This is a genomic window from Deltaproteobacteria bacterium (assembly GCA_016219225.1).
GTDB lineage: Bacteria > Desulfobacterota > RBG-13-43-22 > RBG-13-43-22 > RBG-13-43-22 > RBG-13-43-22.
Genome location: JACRBX010000102.1, coordinates 1 through 10,353 on the forward strand (window position 1 = coordinate 1; position 10,353 = coordinate 10,353).

At 49.0% G+C, this 10,353-nt stretch carries 10 protein-coding genes; 9 read left to right on the plus strand and 1 reads right to left on the minus strand.

Going from position 1 to position 10,353, the window contains the following annotated elements:
* The 9 genes from HY879_09160 to HY879_09200 form a co-directional block, all read left to right on the plus strand.
* Positions 1-853: DnaJ domain-containing protein (locus HY879_09160; protein ID MBI5603514.1), on the plus strand; the 853-nt coding region annotated here is incomplete at its 5' end.
* A gap of 190 nt (positions 854-1,043) precedes the next feature.
* A complete protein-coding gene (locus HY879_09165; protein ID MBI5603515.1) occupies positions 1,044-2,048 on the plus strand; it encodes a rod shape-determining protein in 1,005 nt (334 codons plus the stop codon).
* A 4-nt stretch (positions 2,049-2,052) separates the two neighbouring features.
* Entirely contained in the window at positions 2,053-3,222 is a 1,170-nt protein-coding gene (locus HY879_09170) for a class I SAM-dependent rRNA methyltransferase (GenBank protein ID MBI5603516.1), read from the plus strand.
* A 90-nt stretch (positions 3,223-3,312) separates the two neighbouring features.
* Positions 3,313-5,067, plus strand: coding sequence for a threonine--tRNA ligase (gene thrS / locus HY879_09175; GenBank protein ID MBI5603517.1), 1,755 nt, complete (start codon positions 3,313-3,315; stop codon positions 5,065-5,067).
* A gap of 79 nt (positions 5,068-5,146) precedes the next feature.
* Positions 5,147-5,653 carry a translation initiation factor IF-3 gene (locus HY879_09180; protein ID MBI5603518.1) on the plus strand — a complete coding sequence of 169 codons (507 nt, stop codon included), beginning with the start codon at positions 5,147-5,149 and terminating at the stop codon, positions 5,651-5,653.
* Between the two features lie 189 nt (positions 5,654-5,842).
* A complete protein-coding gene (gene rpmI, locus HY879_09185) occupies positions 5,843-6,040 on the plus strand; it encodes a 50S ribosomal protein L35 (GenBank protein MBI5603519.1) in 198 nt (65 codons plus the stop codon).
* A 41-nt stretch (positions 6,041-6,081) separates the two neighbouring features.
* Entirely contained in the window at positions 6,082-6,438 is a 357-nt protein-coding gene (gene rplT, locus HY879_09190; protein ID MBI5603520.1) for a 50S ribosomal protein L20, read from the plus strand.
* Between the two features lie 50 nt (positions 6,439-6,488).
* On the plus strand, positions 6,489-7,496 hold the full coding sequence (gene pheS, locus HY879_09195) for a phenylalanine--tRNA ligase subunit alpha (protein ID MBI5603521.1): 1,008 nt from the start codon (positions 6,489-6,491) through the stop codon (positions 7,494-7,496).
* A gap of 177 nt (positions 7,497-7,673) precedes the next feature.
* Positions 7,674-9,635 carry a phenylalanine--tRNA ligase subunit beta gene (locus HY879_09200; protein ID MBI5603522.1) on the plus strand — a complete coding sequence of 654 codons (1,962 nt, stop codon included), beginning with the start codon at positions 7,674-7,676 and terminating at the stop codon, positions 9,633-9,635.
* Positions 9,636-9,643: 8 nt separating this feature from the next.
* Here the strand turns inward: HY879_09200 and HY879_09205 are convergent, their stop codons facing one another.
* On the minus strand, positions 9,644-10,294 hold the full coding sequence (locus tag HY879_09205; protein ID MBI5603523.1) for an outer membrane lipoprotein carrier protein LolA: 651 nt from the start codon (positions 10,292-10,294) through the stop codon (positions 9,644-9,646).
* Between the last annotated feature and the right edge of the window lie 59 nt (positions 10,295-10,353).

Below are 10,353 nucleotides of genomic sequence, written 5' to 3' on the forward strand. Positions count from 1 at the left end.
GAATAAAGGGGACAAAAAGGCGGAAGAAAAGTTTAAAGAACTGAGTGAAGCCTACGCGGTATTGAGCGACAAGGAAAAGAGAAAACAATACGACACGGTTGGGTCCGCTGGATTTCAACAGCGTTACAGCCAGGAAGACATATTCCAAGGGTTTGATTTCAGTAATCTCTTTAAGGAATTCGGACTCGGCGGAGGTTATGAAAACCTGTTCCGCCAGAGGTCGGGGCATCCAGGGGGAGGGGGCTATAAAACCTATACTTTTAATCGAGGCGGACAGGCCTTTGATTACGGGGATCCTTATAGTCAATATGCCGGGGCAGGCAGACCGCAACCGGGTGCTGACCAGATGTATGAATTAGCCATTACCCTGAAAGAAGCAGCCTTGGGGGCGGAAAAACAACTCTCCTTCCCGGCAGGAAAGAAGATGGAAAAGGTCATGGTCAAAATCCCTCCGGGAATCTCGACAGGCAAGAAGCTGCGGATTCCGGGCAAAGGGGAAGCCAGCATGACCGGTGGTCCGGCCGGAGACCTCTATATCCAAATTAAGGTCCTGGAAGACCCGATATTTAAACTGGAGGGACAAAACCTGGTAGTGGAAAAGGAAATTAACCTCACCCAGGCCTTACTGGGGACTCAAGTGGAAGTGCCCACCCTGGAAGGCAAAGCCCTGCAGGTTAAAATCCCTCCCGGGACCCAACCCCTGTCCAAATTACGATTAAAAGGTTATGGACTGCCTTCATTAGGCGAGAAGAGCCAGGGAGACCAATTTATAAAAATTGTGGTTAAAATTCCCAGAAAAATGTCCGACCGTCAAAAAAAATTGGTGGAAGAATTAGCCCAAGAAGGACTTTAGAATTCGGAAACAAGGGGCTTGTTTCCGACCCGGAAGCATCCCTCTCCATCCCCGTCAGACCTTTTGTGGAAATACAGAATCGGCTCGTTTTCAAAGATCGACTCGTTTTCAAATCTTCAAAATTGACGAGTTCGTAAAAATCAGGAGTTCTCACATTGTCGTCATTTATTAATAAATGATATAGAAATCCATGCCCTTATGCCATCATTTAGCCATTGATTTGGGTACCACTTATTCGGTTGCCTATCTCATTTCCAATGACTCTTTTCTTCTTGAGCCCACCTTTGTCGCCTTGAAGAAACAACACCATGCCCCCCTGGCCATCGGTCAGGAAGCCAAAAAGATGTTCGGTCTGACCCCTAAAAACATCCAGGTCATTCAACCCTTGCGAGATGGCGTTATTTCCGATTTTGATGTTTGCAGGTCCTTCTTGCAGGTCCTGATCAAAAAAATCTTAAATAAAAAAAGGGGGATCATCCGCAATGTACTTTTCTGTCTCCCTTGGGGTGCCACTGATGTAGAGGTCCGGGCCTATCGAAAACAGCTCGAACTTTTCCCCTTTTCCCGGATTTTTCTGATCCGGGAACCCTATGCCGCGGCACTGGGGGCGGAAATCCCTTTTGACAACCCTCCGGGAAACCTTTTGGTGGATTTTGGCGGCGGAACCACGGAAATAACGATCCTGGCCCTTGGTGGAATTGTGGATTGCATTTCCCTGAAGATCGGTGGGAATATCATGGATCAAGCCATTAAACAGGAAATCGAATTGAGACACCAGTTTTCTATTGGACTGACCACCTCCGAATCCTTAAAGATCCTTCATGGAAGTGTGGCCCCGGTCATAGAAGACTATTCCATTGATATTAAAGGATTTCACCGGTTTTATCGTTTTCCGAGACAGAACCAGATCAATTCCGCCGATATCCGAATGGCCCTGGAGCCGGCGACCCAAAAAATCCTCCAGGGAATCGCTATGGCCCTGGAATCATTATCGCCTGAATTGATCACCGATATTTCAAATAACGGGGTCACCTTGGTAGGGGGCGGGGCCCTGCTCAGAGGATGGCCCGAAAGAATAACAAAACGATTTAACCTCCCGGTTCAAATCCCTCCGGAACCCTATTACTGTGTGATCAGGGGAATGAAAAAGGTCCTCAATAATTTAAAAAAATATCGACCCCTGCTGGAAGAATAAAGGAATGGACAAACCCAAGGCAATTCTTACCCCCAAGGGGGAAAAATGGTTTCGTTCCGGCCATCCCTGGATTTTTCGCGACGATGTTCAAACGTTGGAAGAGGCTGAAAACGGAGATGTGGTTTCCCTGTTTAATCGGGAAAATCTGTTTTTAGGTCTGGCTTTTTATAGCCGCCATTCACGGATCACCTTCCGTCTCATCACTTCCGATCCCCGGATCATCGATCAGACCTACTGGCGACTTATTCTTCAAAGGGCCATGGAACGCCGAAAGACCGTGTTGGACCGGGATCAGGCCTGCCGGCTTATTTTTTCAGAGGCCGACGGCTTACCCGGTTTGATTGCCGACTGGTACGCCGGTCATTTGGTGATCCAAACTCTGATCCCTGGAACCGAAAGGCTGTTAGACCGATTCGGGGCCATCTTCCAGGACCTCCTTCACCCCTCATCCATCCTGATCCGTAACGATCTCGAAGCCCGCACCTTGGAGCATCTTCCTCAAGAAATTCGAATAGCTTACGGACAAGTACCGGAAAAAATTCTGGTTCAGGAAGGTCCTGTCCAATACTTTGTGGACCCCATTAAAGGTCAAAAAACCGGGGCCTATCTGGACCAAAGAGAAAACCGGCTTCATTTGGGTCCTTATGGACAAAGCCGCCGTATCCTGGATTGCTTTTGTTATACGGGAAACTTTGCTCTCCACCTGGCGAGGGGGGGTAGTGAAGTACTGGCCATTGACGATTCGGCCCCGGCTTTGGAATGGGGTAAAATGAATGCCGGACAAAATGGATTTTCCAACATCACCTTTCAGAAAAATAACGCCTTTGATTTTCTTAAAGGGGCCGAAGAACAGGGCCGGCGGTTTGACCTGATCGTCCTGGATCCGCCCCCTTTTGCCCGGAGGAAATCGGCTGTATCCGCTGCCCTCAGGGGCTACCAGGAGTTGAATCGCCGGGCCTTACGCTGCCTTGATCCGGGAGGGATCCTGAGTACCTATTCCTGTTCTTATAATATTACCGAACCCCTTTTCCTGGATCTCCTGGCCCACTCAGCTCGAAAGGCCGGAGGCCGGGTTTATCTCCGGGGAAAAAGGATGCAGGCCTTAGATCACCCGGTTTTGCTCAATTTTCCGGAAAGTCATTACTTGAAAGGGCTCATTTTACAGGTTGCCTAAAATTTCAAATATTTATTTGACACCAAAAGCAAACTTTAGTATATAAAAAGTTTATTCTTTATATTTTAAAGGCATTTAAATCCATAAGACATGGAATCCAAAAAAATTCATCTTTATGATAACGACCCGGAAGGCTTAAATATTTTACGCCATTCCACTGCCCATTTGATGGCCCAGGCCGTCAAAGAATTATTTCCCGAGGTTAAACTAGCCATCGGCCCGGCTATTGAACAGGGGTTTTATTACGATTTTTCTAAAAAAGAGCCTTTTACCCCTGAAGATCTTCCCCGGATCGAGGAACGGATGCAAGCCCTGAGTCGGGAGAAAATTCCTATCGTTCGGGAGGAAGTTTCCAGGGAAGCGGCCTTGAATCTTTTTTCATCCCAGGGCGAATCCTTCAAGGTCGAGCTATTGGAAGGACTTTCCGACCAAACGGTTTCTCTGTATCGACAGGGAAATTTTGTCGATTTGTGTCGCGGTCCTCATCTTTCCTCTACGGACCAATGCCGTCACTTTAAACTGACCCATGTTGCCGGGGCCTATTGGCGGGGGGATGAACGAAATCCCATGTTGCAACGGATTTACGGAACCGCCTTTTTTGAACAGAAAGCCCTGAAAGACCATTTGTTTCGCCAGGAAGAAGCCCGCCGTCGGGATCATCGCCGATTAGGGCGGGAATTGGACCTTTTCAGTATCCATGATGAGGTGGGGCCCGGCCTGGTCATTTATCATCCCAAAGGGGCCTTGCTCCGGACCATTCTTGAGGATTTTGAGAAGAAAGAACATTTAAAGCGGGGCTATGAAATCGTCATCGGTCCCCAGCTTTTAAGGGCCGATCTCTGGAAAAAATCCGGCCATTATGAAAATTACCGGGACCTCATGTATTTTACCGAGATCGACGGCCAGGGATATGGCATCAAACCCATGAACTGTCTGGCCCATATGCTGATCTATAAATCGAAAGTCCGGAGCTACCGGGATCTGCCTAAACGCTATTTTGAATTGGGGACGGTCCATCGCCATGAAAAATCGGGTGTCCTGCACGGCCTGATGCGGGTTCGCCAATTTACCCAGGATGACGCCCACATCATCTGCACGCCCGATCAACTGCAGGACGAAATCCGGGGGGTCCTTAATTTCGTTGCTGAAGTCATGAAGATCTTTGACTTTGCCTTTGAAGTCGAGATCAGTACCCGCCCGGAAAAATCCATCGGCAGTGATCAGGACTGGGAGCGGGCCACCGAGGCATTGATTCAAGCTTTGAAGGCCAATCATTTGTCTTTTTCTATTTGTGAAGGGGAGGGGGCTTTTTACGGACCCAAGATAGACATAAAGTTAAAAGATGCCCTGGATCGTCGCTGGCAGTGTGCCACAATCCAATGTGATTTCACTCTGCCGGAACGATTTGATTTAAATTATATCGGCTCTGACGGAGAACGCCATCGGCCGGTAATGGTCCATCGAGTCATCCTGGGGGCCATGGAACGGTTTATCGGAGTCTTGATTGAACATTATGCCGGAGCCTTTCCCCTTTGGTTGGCCCCGGTTCAGGCCGTTGTCTTATCGGTAACCGATCGCAACGCCCAATATTGCCAGGAGGTTTTTGACGGATTACTTCAATCCGGCCTCCGGGTCGAACTGGACATTCGAAATGAAAAATTGGGTCTCAAGGTTCGAGAGGCCCAATTGCAAAAAATTCCCTACATGATCGTTATCGGCGACAAAGAAGAAGAACAAAAGGCCGTCAGTCCCAGAACCCGCGGGGGGGAAAATTTGGGAGTCTGGACTGTTCCTCAACTGATCGAACGGATTAAATTGGAATCGGTTCCGGGAAAAACCCATTAATAGGAGTGGAATACGGACTTAGGGTCGTCACCTCGATTCCGAAATCCGAATTCCGAATTTGAAATAGGAGGTGGAGGTTATAGCTAAATCGGTTAATGTAAATCATGAGATCAGGGCGGCGAATGTGCGTGTCATCGGGGAGGGAGGGGTGCAGTTGGGTATTTTGCCCTTAACCCAAGCCCTGTCTCTGGCCAAGGGAGAAGGGTTGGATTTGGTTGAAGTGGCCCCACAACTGGATCCTCCTGTATGCCGGATCATGGATTATGGTAAGTTCAGGTACCAACAAACCAAAAAGGTCCATGAAGCCAAAAAACGTCGAACCATCATCCAGGTGAAGGAAGTCAAGATTCGACCGAAAACCGAAGAACACGATTATCAGTTCAAATTAAAGAACATCCGGAAATTTTTGGAAAAAAAGAATAAAACCAAAATATCCCTTATGTTTCGAGGCCGGGAGATTCAGTATCAGGAAGCGGCCCGGAAGATTTTGAACCGGATCAACGAGGAGACCAAGGATCTGGCCATCGTGGAACAGGAACCGAAGTTGGAAGGCCGGAACATGACCATGATTTTGGGACCGAAATAAGGTTTATAACCTCATACCCCTGTGAAGCACCACGTATCAGGAAAATTTTCCTGGGGCTGCGGGCAATAGGCGATGGGCAAGGTAAAAACGATTTTATGGTTTTTTTCGCCTATAGCCTATAGCCTATGGCCCCTTGAAACTTGCATCTTGCATCGGGAAACTTTATTTTCGTAGAAGGAGAGTGTTGTTATGCCCAAGATGAAATCCAGAAGGGGGGCTGCCAAGCGTTTTAAGACCACCGGAAACGGGAAGATCGTCCGTTCCAAGGCCTTTGGCAGTCACATTTTAACCAGTAAAACCACCAAGAGGAAGAGGCGATTGCGAAAGTCGGCGGTAGTCGACCCCGCCAATGCCAGGGCCATCAAGAGGATGCTGCCTTATAGTTAAGTCCGATCGTTAAAAATGTTTAATAATTGAGGTGATTGACCATGCCCAGAGTAAAAAGGGGCTTCAAGGCCCGCCGAAGAAGAAATAAGACCTTAAAGTTGGCCAAAGGATATCGCGGTGCCCGAAGCCGTCTATTTAAAACAGCAACCGAGGCCGTAGATCGGTCTCTCAAATATGCCTATCGGGATCGAAAGGTTCGGAAGAGGGAGTTTAGGGGATTATGGATTGTGCGCATCAGCGCAGCCGCTAAAAATAACGACCTTTCGTATAGTCGTTTCATGGGAGCCTTAAAAAAGGCAGGCATCGGTCTGGACCGTAAGGCCCTGTCCGAAATGGCAACACGAGATCCGGAAAGGTTTACCTCTTTGGTGAGGATGGTTTCCCAGCCTCAGGTTTAATCCCTCCCTCAGGCCTGACTATAAACCCCTATCCGACAAGATAACCTGCCATGGTATCAAAATTAAAATTATTGGAAACCCGATTCAGGGAAGAGTTGAGTCGCGCTGCGTCCTTAAAGGATCTGGAGGCCTTACAAATCCGGGTCTTGGGGAGAAAAGGAGAACTGACCCAGTGCTTACGGGAACTGGGGACCCTTTCGGCGGCCGAGAGGCCTTTGGTCGGCCAGGAGGCCAATCGCCTGAAAACGGTCCTGGAAGGGCTGCTGAACCAAAAAAGGGAGGCCTGGTCCGGACAAAAGGATCGGGCAGTATCCCAATTTGACTGGAGTCTTCCGGGAAGAAGGATCTTTCGAGGCCGAAGACATCCTATCAGTCAAACCATGGACGAAATAGGCCATATTTTTTCCCGTCTAAACTTCGAGATGGTCGAAGGACCGGAAGTTGAGCTGGATTACTATAACTTTGAAGCCCTGAATATCCCTCGGGACCATCCGGCCAGGGACATGCAGGATACCTTCTATATCTCCGAGTCTGTTTTGCTTCGAACCCATACCTCTCCTCTCCAGGTACGGGTTATGGAAAAAAATCCCCCGCCCTTGCGGATTATTGCCCCCGGAAAGGTCTATCGCCGGGACTCGGACATCTCGCACACCCCCATGTTTCACCAGGTGGAAGGATTAATGGTGGCGGAGGATATCAGTTTCGGCGACCTGAAAGGGATCCTGACCCTTTTCGTCCATCAAATGTTCGGAGAAGAAACCCCCCTTCGTTTCCGCCCCAGTTTTTTCCCTTTTACCGAACCCAGCGCTGAAGTGGATATCGGCTGTGTCATTTGCCGGGGAGCAGGTTGCCGGCTATGTTCCCAAACCGGCTGGCTGGAAATCCTGGGATCCGGAATGGTCGATCCGGAAGTTTATCGGATGGTGGGCTATGATCCAGACCAGGTAACGGGTTTTGCCTTTGGGATGGGAGTGGAACGGATCGCCATGTTGCGGTATGGGATCGATGATATCCGGATGTTTTATGAAAATGACATGCGGTTTTTAAAACAGTTTTAAAGAACCCCATATCAAGATGACCTCAATAAGTCTCTCAGTTCGTCACCCCGGCGAAAGCCGGGGTCCAGACCCGGAAACCATGAACCAGATCATTGAACCTGGATTCCGGCTTTCGCCGGAATGACGGAAAAGGACAATTCTTGACTTCACAACAAGTTCTCATAATATGAAAAAACAATGAAAGTCACAATTAACTGGTTACAAGATTATGTCGATTTGGCTGGCCTTTCCCCTGAGGATTTGGCCGAGGCCCTGACCATGGCCGGCTTGGAGGTCGAAGCCGTCCATCCTATAGGTCGGGAATTGGAATCCCCGGTGGTTGGAGAGATCCTTGAAGTCCGGAAACACCCCCAGGCCGATCGTCTTTCTCTTTGCAAGGTCCTGACCGGTCAGGAAACCCTGGAGATCGTTTGCGGCGCCCCTAATGTGCGCCCCGGGATAAAGGTCCCGGTCGCCCTTCCGGGGACCCGACTGCCTTCCGGTCTCGAAGTCCAGGTGGCGACCATACGCAATGTGGTCTCACCAGGGATGCTCTGTTCGGAAAAAGAACTGGGATTATCCGAAGACCATTCCGGTATCATGGTCCTTCCGGAAGTGGCCCAATTGGGAACCCCGCTCAGCCGGGCCCTGGGGATGGAGGATACCCTGCTGGAAATCAATGTCACCCCGAACCGGGCCGATTGCCTGAGCCATATCGGCATTGCCCGGGAAATATCGGCTATTTTCAATCGGCCCTTAACAATCCCCGATGTTTCTTCTGCCCCGCCGGGTGAAGCCATCGGACGGGAGACCTCGGTCTCGATTCTGGCTCCGGATTATTGCCCCCGTTACGCCGCCCGGGTGGTGCGCGGGGTGACCATCGGCCCTTCTCCGCTCTGGCTGCGCCGGCGGCTGAATGCGGTCGGCATACGAAGCATCAATAACGTAGTGGATATTACCAACTTTATTTTGATGGAATGCGGGCAACCCCTCCATGCCTTTGACTTTGAGACCCTTGGCAGACGTCGGATAGTGGTGCGCCGGGCCGACCCCGGTGAACACCTGACCACCCTCGATGGTCAGGAAAGAATCCTTAATCCGGATATGCTGGTTATCGCCGACGGAGAAAAAGGGGTGGCCTTAGCCGGCATCATGGGGGGAGAGGAAACGGAGATTCAGCCTTCCACAAAAACCATTTTCATAGAAAGCGCCTGTTTTGATCCCCCCTGTATCCGGCGGACAGCCAAGAAGCTTTCCCTGTCCAGCGAGGCCTCCATCCGTTTTGAACGGGGCGTAGATATAGAAGGGGTTATTCCGGCCCTCGACCGGGCGGCCCTTTTAATCCGGGAACTGGCGGGGGGTGAGATCATTCCCGGTCGGATCGACCAATATCCCAGGCCCCTGTCCATTGAGCCTATAACCCTTGATACCCAGAGGACCAGCCGGTTTTTAGGGATTGCGGTTTCCCCGGAAAAAGTCATAGAAATCTGCCGCCGTCTGGGTTTGACGGCCGAAACCAAGGATAAAGACTTAGTAGAGATCATCCCGACCTCCTTCCGCCGGGATCTGACCAGGCCGGTGGACCTGATGGAAGAAGTGGCCAGAATGATCGGCTACGACCAGATTCCGGTAACCATCCCGACCGCTTCCGCCAAAAATCGTAAAGAACCCCAGGCCATCTCTCTTCGCAAAAGAATCAAAGAGATCCTGGCCGGTCTGGGATTTGATGAGATTATCACCTATAGTTTTATCTCCCAGGAGCACAGTTCGATCTTTCTGGATCCCCGGTCTTCGGACAAACCTTCCCTGGTCCGGATCAATAACCCTATTTCCGAAGATCAATCGGTCATGCGCATCAGCCTGATCCCCGGGCTTCTGATGACTATGTCTAAAAATTGGGCGCAGAGAAATCTGAACCTTCGTTTTTATGAATTGGGTAAAGGTTTTTCTGCTTCCGTTGACTCAAATACCCTGCCGACTGAAACCAATCGTTTATCGGTCCTGTGGACCGGAAGGAGATATCCGGAATCCCATTATTTTAAAGCCGATCCGGTTGATTTTTATGACTTAAAAGGGGTTCTGGACGACCTCTTCCAAAACCTGAAAATCGAAAATAAAAAAGCCGGAACGATCAAATCATTCCGGCTTTATATCTATTAATCAAATATTTACCTCATATCCACCACTTCAATCCCTTTGTATTTCTTCGGATCGAAAACAAATTCTGTATCAGAATAAACACCATCAGTCTTAAATTGATTAACCTGAACATTGTAGGTATTCCCATCTTTGCCCGACATGTTGGCGCCACGAATCAGCATCTTTTGCTTGTCAATCATGATCTTAATTTTCTGGATATCACCTGAAGGTTTTTGGGGTGTCAGATCGATGTTATAAACCGGCACTCCGCCATCCACCGATTCTCCGATGTATTTGTAGTTAAAACCTCTTTCGTAAATAGTAAAAATTTTGGCCGGATCCATCAACTCGTCAGTTGCTTCATCGAGGTTAGAAATACTAACTTCATTCGAATTAACCATGTAAGTCCAGATTGTTTTGCCATCGCAGGTCACCTGAAGCCCCATTTGCGGGATATTCAGCTTGTATTTCTTGTTTTTCAAGACAATGGTTCCGGTACTTTTTTCCTGAATATTTTGTGCCTTATTATTCATTTCAAACGAAAATTTGGCATCGAGCGAAGAAAGCGACTGCGTAGTTTTGGTTACTTTCTCCAGAATTTCCTTGGCTTTTGCATCCTGCTGCGAGTAACCTGTTGCAGCAAAAGCCAGAAGAAGGGTCACAAATAAGAAACGTTTCATTTTTGGTATACTTTTATAATTTACTATCTCAATCCATTCAATAATTGTTCCAAAGCGTA